This window comes from Nocardiopsis lambiniae, from assembly GCF_031845465.1.
In the GTDB taxonomy this organism is placed as follows: domain Bacteria; phylum Actinomycetota; class Actinomycetes; order Streptosporangiales; family Streptosporangiaceae; genus Nocardiopsis; species Nocardiopsis lambiniae.
This window is the reverse complement of record NZ_JAVREP010000001.1, coordinates 669255-693441: the sequence shown is the minus strand read 5'-3', so window position 1 is coordinate 693441 and position 24187 is coordinate 669255. Positions and strand designations below refer to the sequence as shown.

Below are 24187 nucleotides of genomic sequence, written 5' to 3'. Positions count from 1 at the left end.
CCGCACGCCGGCGTGGCGACGCCGGTGATGCCGCGGGGGAAAGGCGGCGGACCCGACGAGTGACGTCTAGCGCGTGAGAGTAGACCAAATATCTCGAAAAGGGAATCCAAAACGTAATCAACCTGGTCAAGAGGGTGCGCGTCCGGCGTATGCGGTCAGGTCGGGCGCGAGGACGGTCACCGGCATCCGCGACAATGGGGGAGTGAGCCTCTACCGTGACGAGGGCGTCGTCCTGCGCAACCAGAAGCTGGGCGAGGCCGATCGCATCATCACCCTCCTGACCCGACGCCACGGCCTCGTCAGGGCCGTGGGCAAGGGCGTGCGGCGCACCCGGTCGCGGTTCGGCGCCCGGCTGGAACCCTGCACCCACGTCGACCTCCAGCTCCACTCCGGGCGCACCTTGGACGTCGTCACCCAGGCCGAGACCGTGCGCGCCTACGGTGAGGCGATCGTCACCGACTACGCCCGCTACACGGCCGCCACGGCCATGCTGGAGACGGCCGAGAAGGTCGTCGCCGTCGAGAAGGACCCGGCCCTGCGCCAGTTCCTCCTGCTCCTCGGCGCGCTGCGTACCCTGGGGGAGGGCACCCACGACGCCCGGCTGGTCCTGGACGCCTACCTGCTGCGCTCCCTGGCGGTGGCCGGGTACGCCCCGGCCCTGTCCGAGTGCGCCCGGTGCGGCGGCCGGGGGGAGCACCGCTCCTTCGCGATCCACGCCGGTGGAACGGTGTGCTCGGTGTGCCGCCCCCACGGCAGCGTGCACCCCTCACCCGACACGATCCGCCTCATGTCGTCACTGCTCGGCGGGGATTGGACGGCCGCGGACACCAGCGACCCGCAGCACCGGTCCGAGTGCAGCGGCCTGGTCGCGGCCTACCTACAGTGGCACCTGGAAAACGGAATCCGATCACTGCGCCATGTGGAGCGTTCTTGAGTCTGTTCAGCTTCGACACCGGTAACCGCCGGGAGTACACAGCGCCCGTCCCGCACCCGAGCGGGGTGCGTCCGCCCGCACTCCCCGCCGACCTGGTGCCCCGACACGTGGCCGTGGTCATGGACGGCAACGGCCGTTGGGCCAAACAGCGCGGCCTGCCGCGCACCGACGGCCACAAGGCCGGCGAGGCGTCCCTCTTCGACGTCATCGAGGGTGCCCTGGAGATGGGCATCCCGAACCTGTCGGCGTACGCCTTCTCCACGGAGAACTGGAAGCGCTCCCCCGAGGAGGTGCGCTTCCTCATGGGCTTCAACCGCGATGTCATCCGCCGCCGCCGCGACGAGCTGCACGCGCGCGGGGTGCGGGTGACCTGGGCCGGTCGCTCCGGCATGCTCTGGAAGAGCGTCATCAAGGAGCTGCGCGACGCGGAGGAGATGACCCGCGACAACACCGCGCTCACCCTTCAGTTCTGCGTCAACTACGGCGGTCAGGCCGAGATCGTCGACGCCGTTCGCGCCGTGGCCCGCAAGGCCGCCGCGGGTGAGATCTCCCCGGAGAAGATCACCGAGGAGACCCTCACGCAGCACCTGTACTCGCCGGAGATCCCCCCGGTGGACCTGTTCCTCCGTTCCTCGGGTGAGCAACGGCTGTCCAACTTCCTCCTGTGGCAGTCCGCCTACGCGGAATTCGTCTTCCTGGACACGCTCTGGCCCGATTTCGACCGCCGTGACCTCTGGCGGGCCTGTGAGATCTACGCGCGTCGGGACCGCCGCTACGGCGGGGCCGAGCCCAACCCGGTGCCCAAGGAGGATGAGGAGTGATGGCGGTTTCCACGGAGGGATCCCCGCTCCGGCCCGGCATGTCCCTGGTCTCGATCGGTGACAGCTTCACCGAGGGGGTCGGCGACCCCTACCCGGACGGTTCGGGCTTCCGCGGCTGGGCGGACCGGGTGGCCGAGCACCTGGCCGACCACCTGGGAGAGGTCCGGTACGCCAACCTGGCCGTGCGCGGCAAGCTGATGCGCCAGATCGTCACCGACCAGCTCCCGCCGGTCCTGGAGATGGGACCCGACCTGGTCACGCTCTGCGCCGGCGGCAACGACCTGTTGCGCCCGGCCGGTGACCCGGAGCGGATGGCGAAGATCCTGGAGCACACGGTCGCCCGGCTGCGCGAGCGCGGCTCGCGGGTGGTGCTCTTCACCGGTGTGAACGTCGCCAACGGGTACATGCGCGGCACGATCGGCCTGTTCGCCCGTTACTACATGAACGTGCGCGCCATCGCCGACGCCCACGACTGCCTTCTGGTCGACCAGTGGTCGATGAAGGTGCTGACCGACTCCCGCGCCTGGGACGCCGACCGGTTGCACATGTCCCCGGAGGGACACCGCCGACTGGCGCTGCGGGTCGCGGAGGTGATCGGCGTTCCGGTCGACGAACGCTGGGACGAGCCCTGGCCGGAGTCGGAGCCGATGGCCCGGGCCCAGCTCCTGAGGGAGGACCTGACCTGGGTCAAGGAGTCTCTGGGACCGTGGATCGGACGTCGTCTGACCGGGCGTTCCTCGGGTGACGCCATCACCGCCAAGCGTCCCGAGCTGACCACGCTGACCAAGGACCGGTGAGCCTGTCCGAAGCCGCTCATGGTGTGACGTCCAACCCAAAAGTGGACGAATCAGCAACCTACTGTCGCGTAACCATGGCGCGGAGTTGCATGATCACTGACCATGAGCGGCTTTGGGACGAATGACCTCACCGACAGGGACATCCTGTCCTACGTGGCCCTCGGTGACAGTTTCACCGAGGGCATGAGCGACCCCTACCCCGACAGCGACAGCGTGCCCAACGGTCGCTATCGCGGGTGGGCCGATCGCGTGGCCGAACACCTCACCGACCACGTCGGCGAGGTGCGCTACGCCAATCTCGCCGTGCGCGGCAGGCTCATCGGACAGATCCTCGAAGAGCAACTGCCCCGCGCCGTCGAGCTCTCCCCCGACCTCATCACCATCTGCGCCGGCGGCAACGACATCATCCGTCCCGGTTCGGACCCCGACGCGGTGGCCGCCCTCTTCGAGGAGGCGATCGCGGGGCTCGCGGGCACCGGCGCGCGCGTCGTCGTCTTCACCGGGTTCGACACCAACTGGCAGCCGGTCATGCGCCACCTGCGCGGCAAGATCGCCACCTACAACATGCACATGCGCGCCATCGCCGACCGGTACGGCTGCGACGTGGTGGACGTGTGGAGCATGCGGATCCTCGACGATCCCCGCGCCTGGAACTGGGACCGGCTCCACCTGTCCCCCGAAGGCCACCGCCGGTTGGCGCTGCGCGTGTGCGAGGTGCTCGGCGTCCCCCTCGAAGGCGACTGGAACGAGCCCTGGCCGCCCGCCGAGCCCCGGGACTGGCGCGCCGCCCGCCAGGAGGACCTGTACTGGGCCCGGGAGTTCCTGATGCCGTGGATCCACCGCCGGCTGACCGGACGCTCCTCCGGAGACGACGTCAGCCCCAAGCGCCCGGCCCTGGAGCCGCTGCGCCCCGACCACTGAGGGGCCCGACTCCCAACGGATGATCGAGATGATCCGGCGGCGGGACCGCCGCCGGATCCCCGGTGGGGCGGCCCCGCCCGGCGGCCTCACCGGGATCGATCATCCTCCCGGCACACCCGCACCGGGCCCTCTCAGGAGAGCCGGGAGCAGGAGGCGCAGGTACCGAAGATCTCCACGCTGTGGGTGACGTCGGTGAACCCGTGCGCCTCACCCATCTCCGCGGCCCAGCGTTCCACGGTCGGCCCCTCCACCTCGACGGCGGTAGAGCACACCCGGCACACCAGGTGGTGATGGTGACTCCCGCTGTCGCAGGCGCGGTAGACGGCCTCGCCGTCGTCGGTGCGCAGCACGTCGATCTCACCGGAATCGCTCAACGCCTGTAGGGCTCGGTAGACGGTGGTCAGCCCGATCTTGGAACCGTCGGCGCGCAGGTCCGCGTACAGGTCCTGGGCACTGCGGAAACCGGCGGACGCGTTCAGCGCCTGACGGACCGCCTCACGTCGTGTCGTACTCATCGGCTCACCCTCCCTCGATCGCTCTCGGGCATCGTACCGACCGCGCCGGCCATCACGGTGGGTCGGGAGACCGCGGCCCTGCGGCCGGAGGCACGGCGCAGCACGCCGCCCACCCCCACGGCCACCACGAAGACGGCCAGTGCCAGCAGCACGATCGTGGCGCCCGGGGCCAGATCGACCTGGGCCGCGACACTCAGGCCGCCCAACGAGGACAGCAGTCCGATCACCACGGCCAGCGCCATCGTCACCCGGAAGCTGCGGGTGAGCTGCTGGGCGGCGACCACCGGCACGATCATGAGGGCGCTCACCATGAGCAACCCCACCACGCGCATCGCGATCACCACGGTCAACGCCGCGGTGACGGCGAGCAGGACGCTCAGGAAACGCACCGGCAACCCGTGCGCCCTGGCCACCTCCTCGTCCTGGCACAGGACGAACAGTTCACGGCCGAACACGGCCACGACGGCGGCCACACCCAGCGCGAGCACCGCCACCACCCACAGGTCCTCCTCGCTCACGGTGCTCACCGAACCGAACAGGAACGCGGTCAGGGTGGAGTTGTTCGCGCCGGGGGTCAACCCGATGAGGAGCACACCGCCCGCGATGCCCCCGTAGAACAGCAGGGCCAGGGCCGCGTCACCCGTGGTGCGGGTGCGCACCCGCATCACCTCGATGAGCACGGCGCCGACCATCGACACCAGTGCGGCGGTGAGCACCGGAGAGGTGCCGGTGAGCAGGCCCAGCGCCACCCCGGTCAGGGCGACGTGCCCGATCCCGTCGCCCAGCAGCGCCAACCGTCGTTGGACGAGGTACGTGCCGATGACCGGGGCGATCAGGCCGACCAGTACCGCGGCCAGCAGGGCCCGCCGCATGAATTCGTACTGGAGAAGGTCAATCACGGCCGGGTACCTCAAGTCTCATCAGGTCCGCGGGGGAGGGGCGCTCGGCGGCCCGCGGGTCGGGGTCGTTGGGGTCGGGGTGGGGGTGCTGGTGCTCGTGGCCGGGGCGGGCGCACTCGCCGGTCGGCAGGAGCGGGGCGCCATCGTGCACGATCCGGCCCGACTCCAGGGCCACGGTGCGTTCGATGAACTCCTCCAACGGCCCCAGTTCGTGCAGGACCAGGATGACGGTGGCGTCCCGCTCGCGCAGGCGGGCGATGATACGGGCGAGCGCGCGCTGGTTCTCGGCGTCGACCCCGGCCATGGGCTCGTCCATGACGAAGGTGTCGGGACGCCCGGCCAGGGCGCGGGCGATGAGCACGCGCTGCTGCTGGCCGCCCGAGAGCTCCCGTACCGAGGCCTTGGCCAGATCGGTCAGATCGACGGCGGCCAGCGCCTCGTCGACGGCGGCCCGGTCGGCTCGGGTGGGCAGGGAGAACCGTCGGCGCGCGGCGACCTGCCCGGAGGAGACGATCTCGCGCACCGTGGCGGGCACGGCCCCGCCCGCGGTGAGGCGCTGGGGGACGTAACCGATCCGACGCCAGTCGCGGAACCGCGACAGCGGCGTGCCGTGGACGCGGATCCCGCCTGAGGTGAGGGGCACGATGCCGAGCATCGCGCGCACGAGCGTGGACTTGCCCGATCCGTTCGGCCCCAGGACGGCGACGGTCCGACCCCGGGGTATCCCGACGTTCACCCCGTCCAGGACGGGGACACCGTCGTAGGCGACGCGGGCGTCGGTGACCTCGAAGGCTGGTGGGACGTCGGCGTCCTTGATCTGGGCGTGCACGACCCCATTATCACGAAAACGAAAATGATTGTCAAAACCCTCGGGTTTCGTGTGCGACCGGCTCAAAAACCCAGGAAACGTGCCACGGCGAGCACCGTGATCACGACCACCACCAACACCCGGGGGACCCGTCGGCGCGGGTCCATGCCGGGCCACGCCAGATACGCCAGCCAGGCCAGGAAGAGCGCCACCGGCGCCAGGCACAACGCGCCCGCCACCCCGGGCGCCAGCAGGCCGGTGATGAACAACACCCCCAGCATCAGGGGGGAGAACCAGCGCGGCGCCCGGTGCAGCCACACCAGGGGCACCGCGCTGCGCCGCTCCACGGCGCGCCGCAGCGGGCCCGCGCCGGGGGTGTACAGGGATTCACCAGGGGGGAGGGGGCGTCCCCCGTCCTCGCTCGACTGTTCGCCACCGTGCAGGGGAGGGGTCATGGGCGTCCGTTCCGCTCCTGGGGGTCGTCACCGTACCGACGGCCGGGGCGGGTGAGCCGTTCGCCGTCGTCACACGACCGATACCCGCACGGAGCGACCGCACCCCGAGCCTGTGATACTTGTGGATCGAAACCCTAACGCAGGGCCCGGGCGCGCCGCCGACGTCGACTCAGACCGGCCCCGCGCCCTCCCCATCCCCCGGAGTGGGCCTCTCCACAGAGAGATCGCTCACCAAGGGTGAGAATATGAATACGAAAAGTCTTCACCGCCGTGTCGTCCACGCGTGAACCGCGCCTGTCGGGTCCCGCACGTCGTCCGCGGCCGCGAACCCTCCGGAGGGTGTCAACTTCCGTGCCCGAACCGACAGTCGTCGTGACGTTCGACGTCACCGAACCCCATCTGCAGCACTGCCTCGACTCCTTGGCCCGTCAGGACGGAACGCCGGGGAACCGGGCTTCCGCGTCCGACGAGGGCGGCGGGATCGAGGTCGTCCTCGTTCCCATCCGCACCGCCCCCGAGACCATGGTCGAACGGCCGGAGGACGGCGACGCCGACCTCGGTGCCGAGGGCGCCCTCGACGAGGAGGAGGCCGAGGCCGAAGCGGGCTCCACCACCCCGCCGGGAGAAGAGAACGACCAGGGGGACGAGGCCGTCGCCGAGTCGGAGGACGCCCTCGCCGTCGCCGCAGCCTTCGCCGCCGCGCCCCCCGCCGGGCTCACCGTCACCCTCCTGTCCGGAGACCCCGCCCCGGACGCCCCCGCCGCCCGGGCCCGCGGCGCCGCCGCGGCCCACGGCACCCATCTGCTCTTCCTCGAAGGCTCGGACGCCCTCACCGGCTACGCGCTGTCCTACCTCATGCGCCACGCCCTCGACAGCCGCTCCGACCTCGTCGTCGGCAACGTGTACATGTTCGACGAACTCGGTGCCGCCCCCTCCAAACGACACCGTGGATACTGCGGTCACCCACGCCTGGCCGAGGACCCCCGGAACATCCCCGGCCTGCTCTCGGACGGGACCCTGGGCAACAGGCTCTGGAGCCGCGAACTCTGGGACTCGCTCACCGACCACGGCCTGCACCCCGACGACGCCGACCTCGGGCTGCGCCGTGCCGTGCTGTCCGCCCGCACCGTGGACGTCCTGCCCGGACCGGTCCTGCTCATGCGCCGCCGCGAACGGACCGCGCTGCCCCTGGACGAGGAGACGCTCACCCGCCGTCTGGCCGCCATGACCCGCCTCTCCGAGGACCTGGCCGTCCACGACCGCCGGTTGTGGGACACCACCCTCCTCCAGGGTGAGCTGCGCCGGCTCCTGATGCGGCTCGACGAGGCCGACGAGGCGATCCGCGTCACCGCGATCGGTCTCCTCGACACCTACCTCGACCACGTCCCGGCGGCCCTGATCCACGACCTGGGCGTGCTGGACCGCCTCCTGTACCACCTGGTCCGCGAACACCGCGTCGAGGACGTGCTGGAGGTGACCACCTTCGCCAAGAGCGTCGAGCTGAAGAAGGCCACCCTGGTCCGACGCGGGTTCGGCTACTACATCCGCTACCCCTTCTTCGAATCCGACGACCCGGCCAAGGCCGTCCCCCGCGAGATCTACCGCATCGACGAGGACGTCAAGGTCCGCCAGAAGACCGAGGAGATCTCCTGGGAGGACGGCCGCCTGCACATCCGCGGTCGCCTGGGCATCCGCCACCTGCGCGCCCACCGTCGCTGGCACCAGCACGTCACCGCCTTCGCCGTACGCTCCGACGGCCGCCGCCGGGTCCGTCTGCCCGTGCGGATCCGGCTCGCCGCCGAGTACCGGCTGCCCGACGTCCTCGACGCCGCCCGTCACGACTACGGCGGCTTCACCGTCATCGTCGACCCCCGTCGGCTGCGCGACTCCGGCCGCTGGGACGCATCGGACTGGAGGATCGAGCTGTCCGTCCTCAACCGGGGCATCAACCGGCGGCGGATCGTCTCCAACCCGGTCCCCGGCCCGGCCAGGCGACCCGGCTACCGACAGGTCGACGAGGACGTGTGGATCCGTCCGTACTGGAACCGGGACCACCAGCTGGTCATCGGCATCGAGCCCTGCCGGGCCCGGATCACCGCACACCGCTTCGACGACCGCGGCGGCGTACTGGAGATCCGCGGTGAGGCGCTCTCCGCCCCCGCCACCGAGGCCGCCGAACTGCGGCTGACCCGCCGACCGGGCACCGCCGTGCTCTCCCTGCCGCTCACCGTCGAGGGCGGCCGTTTCGAGGGCCGGATCGCGGCCTCGGAGCTGTTCGCGCACAGTGTCACCGAATGCGGCGGCGTCATCCGCCAGGAGGAGTGGGACGTCCACCTGGTCGGCCCGGACGGGGCGCCCCTCGCCCCGGTCCTGCCCGACGACGTCGCCCCCGCCGCCTACGCCGACGAGAGCGGCCATCGAGAGCTGGCCGTGCTCCGCTCGGCCACCGGACACCTGAGCCTGCGCGCCGGTCACGCCCGCCCCTCCGTCGAGGAGGCCCGCTGGGAGGGACGCCACCTGGTGCTGTCCGGTGCCTTCCGGGCCGCCGCCGACCTCGCCCTGGTCGCCAAGGCGCGCGGCCGTGACGAGGAGCACGCGCTGACCGTGGAGCGATCGGGAGACCGTTTCACCGCCCGGTTCGCCCCCGCCGACATCCGGACCCTGTCCGGTGACCTGTCCCTGGCCGCCGGCGCCTACCAGCTGTGGGCGCGCGTGGGATCCGAGGACTCCGCGGAGGCGGTCGACGTCGGCGTGGAGTTCGCCGAGGCCCTCCTCGCCGCGCTGCCCCTGGTGATGCAGACCTCCGAGCGCTCCTACACCCTCTCCTACCAGGGAAGGGGCATCCCGGTCCTCCAGGTGGGCAGCGATCTGCGCCCCGCGGAACAGGGCACGTTCGCCCAGCGCGAGCTGCGCGAGCGCTTCTACCCCGCCCAGCGCCTCGAACCGATCGTCGACGGCGTCCTCTTCGACACCTACACCGGCCGCCAGTACTCCGACAGCCCGCAGAGCATCTACGCCGAGCTGCGTCGCCGGGCGAGTTGGGCCGACCGCCCCATGTCGTGGCTGGTCGCCGACGGTCAGGTGAGCCTGCCCGACGACCTCACCCGCGTCCGGCACCGGGGCCGGGAGTACTACGAGGGCCTGGCCCGCACCCGGTACCTGGTCACCAACTCCCGCCAGCCGGCGTGGTTCCACCGCCACCCCGACCAGACCGTCGTCCAGACCTGGCACGGATCGATGCTCAAGCGCATCGGATTCGACGTGGAGAACATCCGCGGCAAGTCCCGGGACTACTTCGACAAACTGGCCTGGGAGACCCGGCAGTGGGACTACCTGGTGTCCCCGAGCCCGTGGGCGACCCCCATCCTGCGCAGCGCCTTCCGGTTCGAGGGCGAGGTCCTGGAGACCGGTTACCCGCGCAACGACGTGTTCTTCGCGCCGGAACGGGACGCCATCGCCGAACGCACCCGCGCCCGGCTCGGCCTGCCCGCCGACAAGAAGGTGGTGCTGTACGCGCCGACCTGGCGCGACGACAAGTACTACACGCGCGGCAAGCACAAGCTGGACCTGCACCTGGACCTACAGCGCCTGTACGACGAACTCGGCAAGGACCACGTGCTGCTGGTGCGCCGCCACCCGCGCGTGGTGGACAGCGTGCCCATCGTCGGCCGGGACTTCGTGTACGACGTGTCGCTGTACCCGGAGATCATGGAGCTGTTCCTGATCACCGACGTCCTCATCACCGACTACTCGTCGATGATGTTCGACTTCGCCAACACCGGCCGGCCCATGCTCTTCTTCACCTACGACCTGGAGGGGTACCGGGACAACCTGCGCGGGTTCTACTTCGACTTCGAGGAGACCGCGCCAGGGCCGCTGCTGATGGAGTCCGACCAGGTCATCGAGGCCCTGCGCGGGATCGACGACGTCGCCCGCGACAGTGCGGGCGCCTACCGGGCGTTCGTGGAGCGGTTCTGCCCGCTGGACGACGGCGGCGCCGCCCGCCGGGTCGTCGACCGGGTCTTCGGCACGGACTGACGGACTGACGGGCCGACCGGGGCGGCGGGCGCGGGCCCGCCGCCCCGGTCTGCTTCGTCCCGGTCAGGTGTCGTCGGTCGGGTCGTCCAGGACCGAGCGCCGCCAGGCGAGGAACTCGCCCTGACGGCGGACGGCGTTCCTCTCCTCCTCGGTGAGATCGTCCGGGACGGGGTCGTCGGCCGGGTCGTGGTCGGGCTCGTCCACGTCCCGCTCCGCGATGTCGGTCGCCTCGGCGGTGTGGCGGCGGGCCAACAGGTCCCGCAGGGCGGCGTGGTCGGGTGCGGCCAGGCGCTCGTGCGGGTTCGGTCCGGTCCAGCCGAGGGGCCGGTAGGCGACCACCTCGGTGCCGCCGTCGGGAGTGGGTTCCAGGGTGAGGACCCAGCGGCCGTGGATGAGGTCGTCCAGCATCCGCATCCTCGGGTCCGGGGTCGTGGGTTCGGTGGTCACAGAACCTCCAGGGGGCTGCGCCAGACCAGCGGGAGGGGGTGGGGGTCGCGTCCGGAGGTGACCGCGACCCGGGTGGTGCACCCGTGCGTGGCCGCGTACACCGCGCGGCCCTCCAGCGTCGGCCCGAGGTAGCGCAGCGGAACGTCGTGGTCGTGCGCCCAGAACCCGAGGGTCCGGATCGAGGGGAACTCGCGGATGTCGCAGACCCGGCGCATCAGGCCGCCCTCCCCAGGTCCCACTTCAGGATGCGGGCGGCGGCCATGGCGTCCTTCCACAACCCGTCCCGGTCGGCGATCAGGTGGTCGGTGTTCCGGAACGCTGCCGTGCGCGCCCGCAACCGCGCCGCCGCCCTGCTCGCGGCCGTGGGGGACCCCGGCCGGGTACGGGAGCGGGTGCCCTCGCGCAGGGCCTGGATACGCGGCCGGGACGCCAGGGCGGCGGAGAACTCCGGGCCGGTACGGGGCTCTGGAGCCCGGGGTCGGGTGGAACCCGTGCCGCCGACCCTGCGCGGAACCGGGAGCGAGGGCGAGATCGGGGTCGGAGTCTCGGGCGGGGTGTTCTGGGAGATCCACTGACGCACCACCAGCGTCAGCGGAGCCATGTCCCGCGCCGGGCGGGTGACGTACGTACGGGCCCGGGCCGCGCTGCGGGGCCGTCGCCATCGCAGGGCCTCGGAGGCCGGCCGGCGGGCGGCCACGGGTTCGGAGCGGTTCAGGTAGCGGTATCGCGCCATACGCGCACACCTCCGGTCAGGGGTCGCCGCCGGATGAGGGCGGCAGTGGATGAGTACGGGATCCATACTGGATTTAAAAGTTTCGAATCGCAAGTCCCTTTTTAAGATACGGTGTTTCGTATCATCGTGATAGGGAGTTGCGAAATGTCCGGTTCAAGTCGAGCGGCGATACCATCAGCGGCAGGTCACAAGGAGGTCGATGTGAGCAGCGCACCCGTAGCGAGGCGCCAGCTATCAGCGCAAATCCGCGCAAAGCGGCTCGCCGCGGACATGACCATCGAACAGGTCGCCGACGAACTCGAATGGTCGAGTACGAAAATCTCGAACATCGAGACCGGCCGCTCGAAGCGTCCGGCGGTCAGTGACATCCGTTTGCTGCTCGACGTCTACAAGGTCGGCGACACCCGAGAGCGGGAGACGATCCTGGAACTGACCCGCCAGTCCCGCAAACGCGGCTGGTGGAGCCAGTACGACGACGTGCTCACCAGCGACTACACCAGCCTGGAGGCCGGAGTGGTGGGACTGCGGGTGTTCGAGCTCCAGTATGTGCCGGGACTGCTCCAGACCCCGGAGTACGCCGCGGCGATCACTCATGCCACCCTCATCCGGGAACCGGCCGAGGTCGAGCGGGTCGTCGAGGCTCGTATGCGCCGCCAGCAGGTGTTGTTCGATCGCCCGACCCCGGTGGATATGTGGGCGATCATCGACCAGCACGCCTTGGACCTGTTGAAGGCCTCCGACCCGGAGTTGTGCCGGGCCCAGCTGGAGCACCTGGCCGACCTGGCCGAAGCCCCGAACTCGATCACGATCCAGGTTCTTGGCAGATCCGGTCTCCATCCGGGGATGGGAGGCCCGTTCACCATTCTCAAGTACGAGAACCCAGAGCAGGACGCCGTGTTCCTTGAAGCGGACGAAGATGGCTTGTACCTGGATAAGCGGCCCCAGGTGGACCGCTACCGCAGAATCTTCGACCTGCTCGTGTCGAAGTCCATGGACCCGGACGGCGTTGCCGCTCACCTACGGTCCCTGATCAGCTAGGAACACCCGATGTACTCATCCACCGACCAGCTCGTTTTCCGCAAGTCGAGCTACAGCAACCCGAACAACTGCGTCGAGGTCGCCGACGTGCCCGGTGGTGACGCCGCGGTTCGCGACTCCCAGAACCCCGATGACGGATACTTCCTGCTGACCGGCCGGGAGTGGGGAGCGCTCCTGGGCGCCGTTCGCCGCGGGTAGGAGCGGACATCGGAGAGACCCCGGGGTATCCCTCCCCGGGGCCTCTTCGCCTACCTGAGTACTCGGCCGCGCTCGCTGTACCCCGGAGGTGGCAGCCGCACCTCGCCTTCACTGCGCCCGTCGAGTGCATCGCTCTGCTCAAGGCCACCATTCGCGGGTGATCTCGTACAAGACGAAGATGCGGGACGGTAAAGATGAGGTCTCCGCCCCGCTTTCGGCGGTGGGCGGTCAGCGATCTCGCTGAAGGAGGACGCGGCGGTGATTTCCCCGGCAGAACACACGAAGAGGTGAGCGGTACTGTTCGAGCGAGCTTTCTGGCACCCAGGCGGAACCGGAGATAACGACGTGGCGACATCACCAGACGGTGCCCACGGGCACGAGACCGTATTTGCGAGCCTGGACGGTGTGAAACTGCACGGAACCTTCACCGCTCCCCGCAACACGCCCCCTGCCCGTGTGGCTGTCCTGGTCCACGGCGGCGGTGTCACCCGGGAGGAGGGCGGGTTCTTCGCCCGGATGGCCGACGGGCTCGCGGCCACAGGCACGGCTTCGCTTCGATTCGATCTGCGTGGTCACGGCGCCAGCCAGGGAGACCAACGAGACCTCACCCTCTCCGGAGTCGTCAATGACATCCGTGCCGCGGTCGATCACGCCTGGGAGCTGGCGTCGTCTGCCGGTGGGCGCGTCGTTGTGCTCGGTGCGAGCTTCAGCGGCGGGTTGTGCGCCTACTACGCCGCCCACCACTCCGAAGCGGTCGACTCGCTCGTCCTGGTGAACCCGTTGATCGAGTACAAGAAGCGGTTCATCGACGACAAGCCGTACTGGGAGAACGACCGCATCGCACCGCAGGAGGGCGCGGCCCTGCTGCGCGACGGTTTCCTCGCCCACTCGGCGACGTTCAAGCTCGGCCGCGCCCTGCTCAACGAGGTGTTCTACGTACGCCCTGACCATGTGTTGGGTGATGTGCGGTGCCCGACGCTGATCGTGCACGGCACCGCCGACACCTTCATCCCCGTGGACAGCTCCCGGCGTGCGGCGGCACAAGTCTCCGGCCCGGTCCGCTTGTGGGAGATCGACGGCGCCCAGCACGGCATCGCGGTGCACGACGACCCCACCTATGCCGACCCCCGGACACAGCGGTGGCAGGCCGAGGTGATCGAAGGGGTCCGCACGTGGATCACCGGGCAGCGAGGGTGAGTTCTTGGACGGTGTCCCGCACCACCGAGCGGTTGCGCCACGGCCTCAGCCGCTCGGACAGCCGGGCCAGCTCGGCCACCGTGCGCCCGGAACCGACCTCCTGCGCCACGGGGAGGGTCTTCAGCGCCACCTCGCACGCCTTCTCCGGATATCCCGCGTCGGCTAGGGCCAAGGCATGCAGGGAGCTGAGATAGGCGTGGTCACGGTGGGAGAAGGCCTGCGGGTTCAGGTGCTCCGCGTACAGGTCGACTGCGTGTGCCGCCCGGCCGGCCTCGGCGTGGCACAGCGCCGTCTGGAGGGCGAACAGAGATCGCCCGTAGTGTTGTGACAGTGACCCGGATCCATCGCTGGAGGCCAGCAGGCCCGCCGCCCGGTCCAGGGTTCGGGAGATCCTGCTGACCGGTTGGCCCACCAGGGCTTGGCCCCGTGCTTGCTGTTGCAGGGCTTCGGCCCGCACGTGTGCAGGCAGACCCCAACGGCGGTCCAGGACCGTGGTGGACAAGGTGATCATGGTGGCCCCGTCGCGGGTGTCCCAGGCCGCTTGGGCGCGTCGCAGGAGAACGTAGGCCTCCAACGTCGGCTCCTCCGACTGCCGGGCCCAGGCGATGGCCTGGGCGCGCCACTGTTCGGCTGCTCCGGGGTGGCCGAGGTCCCGGTAGAACCACGCCGCCAGCTCGGCCCCCCGAACGCCCACACGCAACAGGGGTATGCGGTGTGCGGGGCGCGCCTGGCGACCGGTGTCGGTGATCACGGCCAGGACGCCCAACACCCCGGGCAGTGCCGATCCGGGACCGTAGAGCCCGTCATCGGCCGCGGCCGCATCCAGGGCGCGGTCGCAGTACTCCAGGGTGCTTTCTCCCACGCGATGGCGCGCGTCCTGGATCACGTCCAGGATCCTGCGCAGGTCGTGGGATCCGATCACCGGGAGCGCCAGAGCGGTCGCGGCCAGGGCCCCGCCACCTGCCAGAACGGTGCGACGGTTCGGGGTGCGCAACCGCTGGTGGAGCAGCGCTTCCAGCTGTGGGGTCGGCTCCTGACCGAGTCCAAACACCACATCGAAGCCGTCTACGACCTGCTCGGCGTCAAGCTCACCCCCGACGACTACCACGGAGAGAGCACCTACCAGCCGGTGCTCGCAGACATCGCCGACGAACTCACCCGCTGCGGGCTGGCCAGGATCAGCGACGGTGCCCTGTGCGTGTTCCTGGACGGTTTCACCGGCCGTGATGACAAGCCGGTGCCGCTCATCGTCCGCAAGAGCGACGGCGCCTATGGCTACGACGCCACCGACCTGGCCACCATCCGTTACCGCGCCCAGAAACTCAAGGGCGACCGACTCATCTACGTGGTCGGCGCACCCCAGTCCCAGCACTTCCAGCTCATCTTCGCCGCCGCCCGGACCGCCGACTGGGTCGGCCCCGCCACCGAGACCGACCACGTCGCCTTCGGCAGCGTCCTGGGAGAGGACGGCAAGATCCTGCGCACTCGCGCCGGCGCCTCCCTCAAACTCACCGACCTACTCCACGAGGGGGTTCAGCGCGCGGCCGCGATCGTGGCCGACCGCGAAGACCTCACCGACGCCGAACGGCAGGAGATCGCCCGCGCGGTCGGGATCGGCGCCGTCAAGTACGCGGACCTGTCCACCGACCGCATCAAGGACTACGTCTTCGACTGGGACCGAATGCTGGCCATGGACGGCAACACCGCCGTCTACCTCCAGTACGCCCTGGCTCGCATCCGCTCCATCCTGCGCCGCGCCGACACGGTCCCGCAGTCCGGTTCTGCGGTCATGCTGACCGAGCCGGCCGAGAGGGACCTGGCGCTGGTGCTGGCCCGGTTCGGCGACACCGTCCACACCGCCCTGGACACCCTTCAACCACACCGCATCGCCACGTACCTGTTCGAGCTGGCCACCGCCTTCAGCGCCTTCTACGAACAGTGCCCCGTTCTCAAGTCCGACGGTGACGTGCGCGCCTCACGGCTGGTGTTGGCCGCCCACACCGCCACCGTCCTGGAACGCGGCTTGGACCTGCTCGGCATCGAGGCACCCCAGCGGCTGTGACCGGTTGCGGGGCGGGTGCTCGGACGCCCGTCCCGCACACCGCACCGTTCACCCGGCGTGCGGCTCGTGTAAAGGACCAGATCCGCAACATCCGCGGGATCCATCCACCCGAGCGTGAAGCTCTGGCGGGTCGCCGGCGGCGGCCGATCCCGCTCGGCGGGTGCGCCACAATGGGCACGTGATCGTCATCACCCGCTACTCCGTGCCCGAGGCCGACACCGAGGCCTTCCGATCCGACGCCGCCGCTGCGGTGGAGGTGCTCTCCCGCCGTCCCGGTTACCGGGGGCACCGGCTCGGCCGCGCCGCCGACGAGCCCACCCTGTGGACCGTGGTCACCGAGTGGGACGGCGCCGGTTTCTACCGTCGCGCCCTGTCGGACTTCGACGTCAAGGTCAACGCGGTGCCGCTGCTCTCGCGTGCCCTGGACGAACCGACCGCGTTCGAGATCATCACGACCGACGCCGATCCGGAAGGCCCGCCTCCTCCCGCTTTCTGACCCATTCCGGCGCGGAAGTGCCGTGCGCACGGGGCCGCCGGGTGCTCTAGCCTGGGTGGATACGGGCGCTCACCGTGGCCACTCCCGGTACCGATGGGCGGCTCCCGTTTTCCCTGTACACCGAACGATGTATCGCGCACCGCGATCCACCGACCGCCAGCCGGATGGAGAGTCACCCCATGGCCGCAAAGTCAGAGGCAATGGACGCCCTGGTCAACCTCGCCAAGCGACGGGGTCTGGTCTACCCCTCCAGCGAGATCTACGGTGGGCTGCGCGCCGCCTGGGACTACGGCCCGCTGGGTGTCGAGCTGAAGAACAACGTCAAGCGCCAGTGGTGGCGTTCGATGGTGCAGGAGCGCGACGACATCGTCGGCCTCGACTCCAGCGTCATCCTGGCCCGCGAGGTCTGGGAGGCCTCCGGCCACGTGAGGGAGTTCGTCGACCCGCTCACCGAGTGCCAGTCCTGCCACAAGCGCTTCCGCGCCGACCACCTCGTCGAGGCCTACGAGGAGAAGCACGGCCACGAGCCCGCCGAGGGTCTGGTCGCGATCGCCTGCCCCAACTGCGGTGCGAAGAACTCCTTCACCGAGCCGCGCATGTTCAACGGCCTGCTCCGCACCTACCTGGGCCCGGTCCAGGACGAGAAGGGCCTGGCCTACCTGCGCCCGGAGACCGCCCAGGGCATCTTCATCAACTACAAGAACGTCGAGCAGAGCGCCCGCCGCAAGATCCCCTTCGGCATCGGCCAGATCGGCAAGTCGTTCCGCAACGAGATCACCCCGGGCAACTTCATCTTCCGGACCCGCGAGTTCGAGCAGATGGAGATGGAGTTCTTCTGCAAGCCGGGTTCCGACGAGGAATGGCACCAGTACTGGATCGACACCCGCATGCGGTGGTACCTCGACCTGGGCATCGCCAAGGACGACCTGCGCGTGTACGAGCACCCGCAGGACAAGCTGTCCCACTACTCCAAGCGGACCGTGGACATCGAGTACCGGTTCAACTTCGTCGGCAGTGAGTGGGGCGAGCTGGAGGGCATCGCCAACCGCACCGACTACGACCTCAAGACGCACTCCGAGGCCTCCGGTGTGGACCTGTCCTACTTCGACCAGGAGAACAACGAGCGTTACACCCCGTTCGTCATCGAGCCCGCGGCCGGTGTCGACCGGGCGGTGCTGACGTTCATGCTCGACGCCTACAACGTCGACGAGGCGCCCAACGCCAAGGGCAAGCTGGAGAAGCGCGCCGTGATGCGTCTGGACCCGCGCCTGGCGCCGGTCAAGGCCGCGGTGCTGCCGCTGTCGCGCAACGCCGACCTGTCGCCCAAGGCCCGCGACCTGGCCGCGCGACTGCGCCGCCGCTGGAACGTGGAGTTCGACGACGCGGGCGCCATCGGCCGCCGCTACCGCCGCCAGGACGAGATCGGTACCCCGTTCTGCGTCACGGTCGACTTCGACACCCTTGAGGACGACGCGGTGACCGTGCGCGAGCGCGACACCATGTCCCAGGAGCGGGTGTCGCTGGACCGGGTCGAGACCTACCTGTTCGAGCGCCTGCCCGGCTGCTGACCGATCGCCGCCGCCGACCGCCCGTCCCCGACCGAGGGGGCGGGCGGTCGTGTGTCCGGGGGACGCGGGCCGCCCCGGACCCGGGGTCGGGACGCCCGGCCGACGGCCGTGGGGCGGCGGGCGGGCGTCCGTCCCCGAAGGGTCGTCCTCCGGGCCGCCGGCTCCACGCGGTACCGGCCCCGGCGCGACGGTTCCGCCCGAGGGGCCTCCCGAGAGATGAGGAGCGAGACGGCCGGACCCGGGGGGATTGGTCTCCGGCCGCCTCTTCGGTTCCCCCGGTCGCACACGACCGGCGGAGCCTGTCCTCAACCTAGCGGTCGGGTAGGTGTGTTAAGCGGTTGTTTGTTATGGCTTGTCCTACCGCGTAAGCGAATCGTGACGCCGGGATCCGTGATCGTCGGCGAAGCGTGACCGGTACCGGTTCTCGTGTTCCGTGCCGCCGTGCGGCCGGGTCCCGGTGGAGGCCCGTCCTCATGCCTCGTACTTCCATACCTAGATCTGCTAGGGTTCCTATCCCTAGCAGACCTAGGTATGAGGAATGCGCATGCACATCGACAAGGACCTCGTCGCGGCCTCGGCCACGCCGCTCGTCCTGGGCATCCTGGCCGAGGGCGAGTCCTACGGCTACGCCATCGTCAAACGCGTCAACGAGCTGTCCGGCGGACGGATGCAGTGGACCGACGGGATGCTCTACCCCCTGCTCCACCGTCTGGAGCGCAACGGCCACGTCCGGGCCTCCTGGGGCACCTCCGAGGCGGGCCGGCGCCGCAAGCACTACGCCATCACGGAGGCCGGGCTGGAGGCGCTGGCCGAGCGGCGCGCGCAGTGGAGCGTGGTCGCCGACACGCTCAAGCAGGTGTGGGAGGCCGCCGCGCACCCCCCGCCGTTCCCGGGCGGCGCCGCACCGGCGGGAGGTGTCGCATGACGGGTGGCGTGGAGGAGCAGATCGATCAGTGGCGCGGCTTCGTGCGCCGCCGCCAGGTGATCGCCGCCTCGGACGTGGAGGAGATGGAGGACCACCTGCGCGAGCAGATCGCCGACCTGGAGGCGGGCGGCCTGGACGGAGAGGAGGCCTTCCTCGTCGCGGTCAAGCGCATGGGCAACCTGGACGCGGTCTCGCGGGAGTTCGCGCGCGAGCACTCCCACCGGCTCTGGAAGCAGCTGGTCCTGGTCCCCGAGGCCGATGCGGGCGGTGCGGGGCGCTGGCGCGAGCTCGGGGTGATGATCGGGTTCGCGCTCGCCGCCGGCGTGGCGGTCAAGCTGCTGTTCTCCCTGGTCGACGACGAGACCGCGCTGATCCGCAACCTCGCCTTCGTGGTCCTGCCGTTCCTGGCCGGGTGGTTCGCCTGGAAGCGGCGCGTCTCCTGGCGCGTGTGCGCGGTGACGGCGGCCGTCGCGGCGGTGCCGCTGCTGGCGGTCGACCTGTACCCGTTCGCGACCACCGGGGGCGCGTACCCCTCGCCCGGCATGACCGACGTGCTCGCGTTCACGCACGCGCCGATCCTGCTGTGGCTGCTCGTGGGCGTCCTGCACGCGGGCGGGCACTGGCGCTCCCACGAGCGGCGCATGGACTACGTGCGGTTCACCGGCGAGTTCGTCATGTACCTGGTGCTGATCCAGCTGGGGTCCATGGTGCTGCTGGGCCTGACCGCCGCCGTGCTCTCCCTGGTGGGCGTCGACTTCGAGCCGTTCCTGGAGGACTGGCTGCTGCCGTTCGGCCTGCCCGGGGTGCTGCTGGTGGCCGCGTGGCTGGTGGAGGCCAAGAAGAGCGTGGTGGAGAACATCGCGCCGGTGCTGACCCGGGTCTTCACCCCGCTGGCGCTCGTGATGCTGGTGGCCGACCTGGTGGTGCTGCTGGTCAACGGCCCGCTGACCACCGTGGACCGCGAGCTGCTCATCCTGATGGACGCGGTCCTGGTGCTGGTCCTGTTCCTGCTGCTGTACTCGATCTCGGCCCGCGACCCGCTGGCCCCGCCCGGGGTCTTCGACTGGCTCCAACTGGCGCTGGTCGGTGCGGCGCTCGCGGTGAACGCGGTCGCGCTGACGGCGATGCTGACCAGGATCGCCGAGTTCGGTTCCACCGCCAACAAGACGGCGGCGCTGGGCCTGAACCTGGTGCTGCTGGTGCACCTGGTGTGGTCGGCGTGGCTGCTCGCGGGCTTCGTGCGCGGGCGGCGCCCGTTCGCGCAGGTCGAGCGGTGGCAGACGGCCTACCTGCCGGTCTACGCGGCGTGGACCGCGGTGGTCGTGCTGCTGTTCCCGCCGGTGTTCGGCTTCGCCTGACCGGGGTGGCGGCGGGGCCGCACGGCCCCGCCGCCGCTCAGGCCGCGGTGTAGCTCACGAACGAGACCGCGATGTAGTGGCAGACGAACGCGGCGATGGTCAGCGAGTGGAAGATCTCGTGGAAGCCGAACCACTTCGGCGCCGGGTCGGGCCACTTCAGGCCGTAGACCACCGCGCCGACGCTGTAGAGCACACCGCCGACCAGGATGAGGATCCACGCCGCCGGGTGCGTGCCCTCGACGAGCTGGGGGATGAACAGCACCGCCACCCAGCCGATCGCCAGGTACAGCGCCGTGGACAACCAGCGCGGCGCGTTCAGCCACAGCAGTTTGAAGGCGACGCCGGCGATCGCGCCGCCCCAGACGAGGGCGAGCATCGCGGTGCGCAGGGTCCCCTCCAGCACCAGCACGATGAACGGCGTGTAGGTGCCGGCGATGATGAGGTAGATGTTCGAGTGGTCCATGCGGCGCAGTACCTTCTGCGCCCTCGGCGACCAACGCCCCACGTGGTAGATCGCCGACGTGCTGAACAACAGGACCGAGCTGAGCGCGTAGACCGCTCCGGCGATCATGGCGGGCACGGTGGGGGAGAGGGCCACCAGGACGATCCCCGCCGCCAGCGCCAGCGGCGCGGTGCCCAGGTGCAGCCAACCGCGCAGGCGGGGTTTGACCGCCTGGACGAACTCCTCCGCCGCGGACGCCGCCCGTTCGGGGACCGATCGGGCGTCCTCGCCCTCGCCCTCGTCCACCTGTGCGCCTCCGGTTCCCCGCGCCCTGTCCCTGTCGCCCACCCGTCGCCCTCCGCCACCCTCAACCGAGCCTTCGGCGCTGTTCTCGCCCCGTGGGCCCGGCACGGTGTCGGGCCCTGCCCGCAGCCTAACCTACGGGACCGTAGGTTACTTGTTGGTAGTGGTGTGTCGAGTGGCACAATACCTGTTCCGTTGGGGATGTGGGGCGCGATTGGTCGATTTCCTGTCCTCTCCGGTGTTCTGATCGATCAGAACCCGCTAGGGTGCCTTCCGGGCACCGTGACCAGCGGCGTCCCCCACCCTTGCCCTTCCCTGCGCATCGTTCGAGGTCAAGGGGTACGTGTACCCTTCCTGGACCATTGGTCTAGACCTTTTTAAAGCCCATGAGCTGCGAAAATGTCCTAAAAAGGTGGTTCATGGAAGGGTGAGCGTGCAGGAAGTAGGTAGAGTCGCGCCCATCCGGGCACCAGCGTCGACCCCACAGGGGAGTCGTCGAGCGAACGAGGGAGAACCCCCGTGGCCAAGTACGTCTACAAGTTCACCGAGGGCAACAAGGGCCTGAAGGATCTCCTCGGCGGTAAGGGGGCCAACCTCGCCGAGATGACCAACCTCGGTCTCCCCGTTCCCCCGGGCTTCACCATCACCACCGAGGCCTGCCGGCACTACCTCTCCAACGGCGGCTTCCCCTCGGGCCTGGAGGCCGAGGTCGAGGAGAACCTCAAGGAACTCGAAAAGGCCATGGGGCGCCGACTCGGCCAGCCCGACGACCCGCTCCTGGTGAGCGTGCGCTCGGGCGCCAGATTCTCCATGCCCGGCATGATGGAGACCGTCCTCAACATCGGCCTCAACGACGAGTCCGTCGTCGGTCTGGCCCGTCAGGGCGGCGACGAGCGCTTCGCCTGGGACTCCTACCGCCGCCTCATCCAGATGTTCGGCAGGACCGTCCAGGACATCGACGGCGAACTGTTCGAGGACGCCCTCGACGAGGCCAAGGCGGCCAAGGGCGTCACCGACGACCTCGACCTGGACGCCGACGACTTCCGCGCCCTCGTCGACCGCTTCAAGGCCATCGTCCACGAGCGGACCGGCCGCCCCTTCCCCACCGACCCCCGCGAGCAGATGATCCTGGCGGTCAAGGCGGTCTTCGACTCCTGGAACGCCCCCCGCGCCGTCCTGTACCGCCGCCAGGAGCGCATCCCCGCCGACCTCGGTACCGCCGTCAACGTCTGCTCCATGGTCTTCGGCAACCTCGGCATGGACTCCGGCACCGGCGTGGCCTTCACCCGCGACCCGGCCTCGGGCCAACAGGGCGTCTACGGGGACTACCTCCAGAACGCCCAGGGTGAGGACGTCGTCGCCGGCATCCGCAACACCGTGCCCCTCGCCGACCTGGAGACCATCGACCCCCACAGCTACGAACGGCTCATGGGGATCATGGAGACCCTGGAGAACCACTACCGCGACCTGTGCGACATCGAGTTCACGATCGAGCGCGGCAAGCTGTGGATGCTCCAGACCCGCGTGGGCAAGCGCACCGCCGCCGCCGCGTTCCGCATCGCAGACCAGCTGATCGACCAGGGCATGATCACCCTGGACGAGGCGGTCCAGCGGGTCACCGGAGACCAGCTCGCCCAGCTGATGTTCCCCCGCTTCGACGAGACGGCCGTCGCCGCCGGCGGGGTCCACCTCCTGGGCCGGGGCATGAACGCCTCTCCGGGCGCCGCCGTCGGCAAGGCCGTGTTCGACTCCTACACCGCCGTCAAGTGGTCCCGCAGCGGCGAGCGGGTCATCCTGTGCCGCAGGGAGACCAACCCCGACGACCTTGAGGGCATGATCGCCGCCGAGGGCATCCTCACCAGCCGCGGAGGCAAGACCTCGCACGCCGCCGTGGTCGCCCGCGGCATGGGCAAGACCTGTGTGTGCGGCGCCGAGGAACTCGACGTCGACACCAAGAACCGGCGGCTGACCGCGCCCGGCGGCGAGGTCATCGAAGAGGGCGACGTCATCTCCATCGACGGCACCAGCGGCAAGGTCTTCCTCGGCGAGGTGCCCGTCGTCGACTCCCCGGTGGTCCGCTACTTCGAGGGCGAGATCGACCCGGCCTCCGACCAGGCGGACGACCTGGTGCGCGCCGTCGACCGGCTCATGCACTACGTGGACGCCGCCCGCCGCATGCGGGTGCGGGCCAACGCCGACACCCCCGAGGACGCCGCCCGCGCCCGCCGCATGGGCGCCCAGGGCATCGGCCTGTGCCGCACCGAGCACATGTTCCTCGGCGACCGCCGCCAGTTGGTCGAACGCCTCATCCTGGCCGACACCGAGGACGAGCAGACCGAGGCCCTGGACGCCCTGCTGCCGCTCCAGCGCGCCGACTTCAACGGCATCCTGGAGGCCATGGACGGTCTGCCCGTCACGGTGCGCCTGCTCGACCCGCCGCTGCACGAGTTCCTGCCCGACATCACCGAACTGTCGGTGCGCGTGGCCGTGGCCGAGGCCCGGGGCGAGAGCCACGAGAACGACCTGCGGGTCCTCCAGGCCGTCCACAAGCTGCACGAGCAGAACCCGATGCTGGGTCTGCGCGGCGTGCGCCTGGGACTGGTCGTCCCCGGCCTGTTCACCATGCAGGTCCGGGCCATCGCCCAAGCGGCCGTCGACCGGATCCGTGCCGGCGGTCGGCCCCGCCCGGAGATCATGATCCCGCTGGTGGGCACCGTCCAGGAGTTGGAGATCATCCGCGACGACGCGCTGCGGGTGCTGCGGGAGGTCGGCGAGGAGTACGGCCTGGAGCTGGACTTCCCGGTCGGCACCATGATCGAGCTGCCCCGGGCGGCGCTGACCGCCGGCCAGATCGCCGAGCACGCCGAGTTCTTCTCCTTCGGGACCAACGACCTCACCCAGACGGTGTGGGGGTTCTCCCGGGACGACGTGGAGGCCTCCTTCTTCTCCGCCTACCTGGAGAAGGGCGTGTTCGGGGTGTCGCCGTTCGAATCCCTGGACGTTGACGGCGTGGGCCGGTTGATCCGGATCGCCGTCGAGGAGGGGCGGGCCGCCCGCCCCGGCATCAAGCTGGGTGTGTGCGGCGAGCACGGCGGCGACCCGTCCTCGGTCCACTTCTTCCACAAGGTCGGCCTGGACTACGTGTCCTGCTCACCGTTCCGGGTTCCGGTCGCCCGGCTGGAGGCCGGACGCGCCGCCGGCGACCAGACGGGCTGAGCCCGGCCGGTGCCGC

General features: G+C 70.0%; 23 protein-coding genes. 14 read left to right on the top strand and 9 right to left on the bottom strand.

Annotated elements, in window-relative coordinates:
• The first annotated feature begins 202 nt into the window (after positions 1-202).
• The 4 genes from recO to RM479_RS03095 all read left to right on the top strand — a co-directional run bounded on the left by recO (position 203) and on the right by RM479_RS03095 (position 3473).
• The gene (gene recO, locus RM479_RS03110) at positions 203-934 is read left to right on the top strand and encodes a DNA repair protein RecO (RefSeq protein ID WP_311510173.1); all 732 of its coding nucleotides are present in this window, start codon (positions 203-205) and stop codon (positions 932-934) included.
• Positions 931-1755: an isoprenyl transferase gene (locus RM479_RS03105; RefSeq protein WP_311510172.1), complete on the top strand. Its 825-nt coding sequence runs from the start codon at positions 931-933 to the stop codon at positions 1753-1755. The genes recO and RM479_RS03105 overlap by 4 nt, the downstream gene beginning before the upstream one ends.
• Positions 1755-2552, top strand: a complete 798-nt coding sequence (locus RM479_RS03100) for an SGNH/GDSL hydrolase family protein (RefSeq protein WP_311510171.1) — start codon at positions 1755-1757, stop codon at positions 2550-2552. Before RM479_RS03105 ends, RM479_RS03100 begins: the two co-directional genes overlap by 1 nt.
• Before the next feature lie 102 nt (positions 2553-2654).
• Positions 2655-3473: an SGNH/GDSL hydrolase family protein gene (locus RM479_RS03095; RefSeq protein WP_311510170.1), complete on the top strand. Its 819-nt coding sequence runs from the start codon at positions 2655-2657 to the stop codon at positions 3471-3473.
• A gap of 131 nt (positions 3474-3604) precedes the next feature.
• Here RM479_RS03095 and RM479_RS03090 read toward each other — a convergent pair whose 3' ends face one another.
• The 4 genes from RM479_RS03090 to RM479_RS03075 all read right to left on the bottom strand — a co-directional run bounded on the left by RM479_RS03090 (position 3605) and on the right by RM479_RS03075 (position 6150).
• A complete protein-coding gene (locus RM479_RS03090) occupies positions 3605-3988 on the bottom strand; it encodes a Fur family transcriptional regulator (RefSeq protein ID WP_274807676.1) in 384 nt (127 codons plus the stop codon).
• A complete protein-coding gene (locus RM479_RS03085; RefSeq protein ID WP_311510169.1) occupies positions 3985-4887 on the bottom strand; it encodes a metal ABC transporter permease in 903 nt (300 codons plus the stop codon). Before RM479_RS03085 ends, RM479_RS03090 begins: the two co-directional genes overlap by 4 nt.
• On the bottom strand, positions 4880-5716 hold the full coding sequence (locus tag RM479_RS03080; protein ID WP_311510168.1) for a metal ABC transporter ATP-binding protein: 837 nt from the start codon (positions 5714-5716) through the stop codon (positions 4880-4882). The genes RM479_RS03085 and RM479_RS03080 overlap by 8 nt, the downstream gene beginning before the upstream one ends.
• Before the next feature lie 62 nt (positions 5717-5778).
• Positions 5779-6150 (bottom strand): DUF6703 family protein, encoded by a 372-nt coding sequence (locus tag RM479_RS03075; protein ID WP_311510167.1) that lies wholly within the window; start codon positions 6148-6150, stop codon positions 5779-5781.
• Between the two features lie 351 nt (positions 6151-6501).
• On the opposite strand from RM479_RS03075, the gene RM479_RS03070 reads away from it, so the two are divergent.
• Positions 6502-10188, top strand: a complete 3687-nt coding sequence (locus RM479_RS03070) for a CDP-glycerol glycerophosphotransferase family protein (protein WP_311510166.1) — start codon at positions 6502-6504, stop codon at positions 10186-10188.
• Between the two features lie 63 nt (positions 10189-10251).
• Here RM479_RS03070 and RM479_RS03065 read toward each other — a convergent pair whose 3' ends face one another.
• Genes RM479_RS03065 through RM479_RS03055 form a run of 3 tightly spaced genes read right to left on the bottom strand, consistent with a single transcriptional unit; the run spans position 10252 to position 11368 of the window.
• The gene (locus RM479_RS03065; RefSeq protein WP_311510165.1) at positions 10252-10635 is read right to left on the bottom strand and encodes a hypothetical protein; all 384 of its coding nucleotides are present in this window, start codon (positions 10633-10635) and stop codon (positions 10252-10254) included.
• The gene (locus RM479_RS03060; protein ID WP_311510164.1) at positions 10632-10850 is read right to left on the bottom strand and encodes a hypothetical protein; all 219 of its coding nucleotides are present in this window, start codon (positions 10848-10850) and stop codon (positions 10632-10634) included. The genes RM479_RS03065 and RM479_RS03060 overlap by 4 nt, the downstream gene beginning before the upstream one ends.
• Entirely contained in the window at positions 10850-11368 is a 519-nt protein-coding gene (locus RM479_RS03055) for a hypothetical protein (RefSeq protein ID WP_311510163.1), read from the bottom strand. The genes RM479_RS03060 and RM479_RS03055 overlap by 1 nt, the downstream gene beginning before the upstream one ends.
• 201 nt (positions 11369-11569) lie before the next feature.
• Here RM479_RS03055 and RM479_RS03050 point away from each other — a divergent pair, with 201 nt between their 5' ends.
• From RM479_RS03050 to RM479_RS03040, 3 genes are all read left to right on the top strand, one after another.
• On the top strand, positions 11570-12406 hold the full coding sequence (locus tag RM479_RS03050) for a helix-turn-helix domain-containing protein (protein WP_311510162.1): 837 nt from the start codon (positions 11570-11572) through the stop codon (positions 12404-12406).
• A 9-nt stretch (positions 12407-12415) separates the two neighbouring features.
• Positions 12416-12604 (top strand): DUF397 domain-containing protein, encoded by a 189-nt coding sequence (locus RM479_RS03045; RefSeq protein ID WP_311510161.1) that lies wholly within the window; start codon positions 12416-12418, stop codon positions 12602-12604.
• A 345-nt stretch (positions 12605-12949) separates the two neighbouring features.
• On the top strand, positions 12950-13801 hold the full coding sequence (locus RM479_RS03040; RefSeq protein WP_311510160.1) for an alpha/beta hydrolase family protein: 852 nt from the start codon (positions 12950-12952) through the stop codon (positions 13799-13801).
• On the opposite strand, the gene RM479_RS03035 is transcribed toward RM479_RS03040, so the two are convergent.
• Complete coding sequence (locus RM479_RS03035) at positions 13782-14855, bottom strand: hypothetical protein (RefSeq protein ID WP_311510159.1); 1074 nt, start codon at positions 14853-14855, stop codon at positions 13782-13784. The two genes, RM479_RS03040 and RM479_RS03035, sit on opposite strands and share 20 nt — an antisense overlap.
• Here RM479_RS03035 and argS point away from each other — a divergent pair.
• The 5 genes from argS to RM479_RS03010 all read left to right on the top strand — a co-directional run bounded on the left by argS (position 14802) and on the right by RM479_RS03010 (position 20210).
• The gene (gene argS / locus RM479_RS03030) at positions 14802-15863 is read left to right on the top strand and encodes an arginine--tRNA ligase (protein ID WP_311510158.1); all 1062 of its coding nucleotides are present in this window, start codon (positions 14802-14804) and stop codon (positions 15861-15863) included. The genes RM479_RS03035 and argS overlap by 54 nt on opposite strands.
• 178 nt (positions 15864-16041) lie before the next feature.
• Positions 16042-16359: an antibiotic biosynthesis monooxygenase family protein gene (locus tag RM479_RS03025; RefSeq protein ID WP_274807695.1), complete on the top strand. Its 318-nt coding sequence runs from the start codon at positions 16042-16044 to the stop codon at positions 16357-16359.
• Positions 16360-16538: 179 nt separating this feature from the next.
• Complete coding sequence (locus tag RM479_RS03020; protein ID WP_311510157.1) at positions 16539-17927, top strand: glycine--tRNA ligase; 1389 nt, start codon at positions 16539-16541, stop codon at positions 17925-17927.
• Positions 17928-18471: 544 nt separating this feature from the next.
• Complete coding sequence (locus RM479_RS03015; RefSeq protein ID WP_311510156.1) at positions 18472-18852, top strand: PadR family transcriptional regulator; 381 nt, start codon at positions 18472-18474, stop codon at positions 18850-18852.
• Positions 18849-20210, top strand: a complete 1362-nt coding sequence (locus RM479_RS03010; RefSeq protein ID WP_311510155.1) for a permease prefix domain 1-containing protein — start codon at positions 18849-18851, stop codon at positions 20208-20210. Before RM479_RS03015 ends, RM479_RS03010 begins: the two co-directional genes overlap by 4 nt.
• Positions 20211-20247: 37 nt before the next feature.
• Here RM479_RS03010 and trhA read toward each other — a convergent pair whose 3' ends face one another.
• Positions 20248-20958 (bottom strand): PAQR family membrane homeostasis protein TrhA, encoded by a 711-nt coding sequence (trhA, locus tag RM479_RS03005; RefSeq protein ID WP_311510154.1) that lies wholly within the window; start codon positions 20956-20958, stop codon positions 20248-20250.
• A 516-nt stretch (positions 20959-21474) separates the two neighbouring features.
• Between trhA and ppdK the strand changes: the two genes are divergently transcribed.
• The gene (ppdK, locus tag RM479_RS03000; protein ID WP_311510153.1) at positions 21475-24171 is read left to right on the top strand and encodes a pyruvate, phosphate dikinase; all 2697 of its coding nucleotides are present in this window, start codon (positions 21475-21477) and stop codon (positions 24169-24171) included.
• Positions 24172-24187: the final 16 nt, after the last annotated feature.